Source organism: Brachyspira catarrhinii (assembly GCF_005518285.1).
Lineage (GTDB): Bacteria > Spirochaetota > Brachyspiria > Brachyspirales > Brachyspiraceae > Brachyspira > Brachyspira catarrhinii.
On record NZ_SJDU01000605.1, the window covers coordinates 1 to 956 of the forward strand.

At 23.7% G+C, this 956-nt stretch carries 1 protein-coding gene; it reads right to left on the reverse strand.

The genetic code is table 11. From position 1 onward, the window contains the following. Positions 1-179: 179 nt before the first annotated feature. A complete protein-coding gene (locus EZH24_RS12585) occupies positions 180-899 on the reverse strand; it encodes an N-6 DNA methylase (RefSeq protein WP_137999391.1) in 720 nt (239 codons plus the stop codon). Positions 900-956: the final 57 nt, after the last annotated feature.

The window sequence follows — 956 nt, forward strand, 5'->3', positions numbered from 1 at the left end:
TATTTGAAAGATTTATTGTCAGAAGCTAAACTATCATAATTAGATATTATGTCTTTTTCTATACCATCTTTATCCTTATATTTAATATTTATTTGTCCTTCCAATATCTCATCATCATTTATATTTTTTTGACATATATCACAAATCATTTTAACACTCCGTTTTTTATTATTTAAGGTTTATATATCTTTTATTAATTCCAACATTTTATTGCACTTTTTTTCTATCCGAAGTCTTTCACCGCATCTATTTAAAATATATCCGAGTGTATAAAACCTATCAAAAACTTCCATACTTAATGTATTGCAATGCTGTATTAAAGCAGAAGCTCCTATTAGGTTTAATTGTATAAATGACATATATACGCACATCAAATCTAAATCATTAATATTCCATATTAATTTTTCTGCATAATTATAGCCTAATTCTTCTACTATCTGACATGAAGCTATAACAATTCCTCCGCTTCCTGCTGCTGGTTCATTGCAGTAAATAAAAGATTTACTTTCCAATAATGATTTATCAAAATTAATTTTATTCATACAGTATGATAATTCATAAGGTGTAAAAAATTGACCTTTGAAATCATTTTTTAATTCAAGTTCTTGAAATAAAACTCCTAATACATCCTGATATCTGTTGCTCTGGTATTCATTTACTAATCCTAATTTAAATGCATTAAAAAACTCCATTTCATTTTCATCATAAGTAACAGCAATTTTTTTAAATTGTTCTATTCTTTTTTCCTTATCTTCCATATTAATACTTATTCCTATTGCAATATTTAATGCTGTCATAGCTATAAAATCATAAAATACTTTAGCTATTGTATGTTTATAAGAAACATTCTTTAATATGTTATACAGATTTTTATATTTAGATGATTTTAATTTATTCATTTTTTATTTCCCTTATTCTTTTTTATATATTTATACAAAGTTTCTTTATTATCTTTG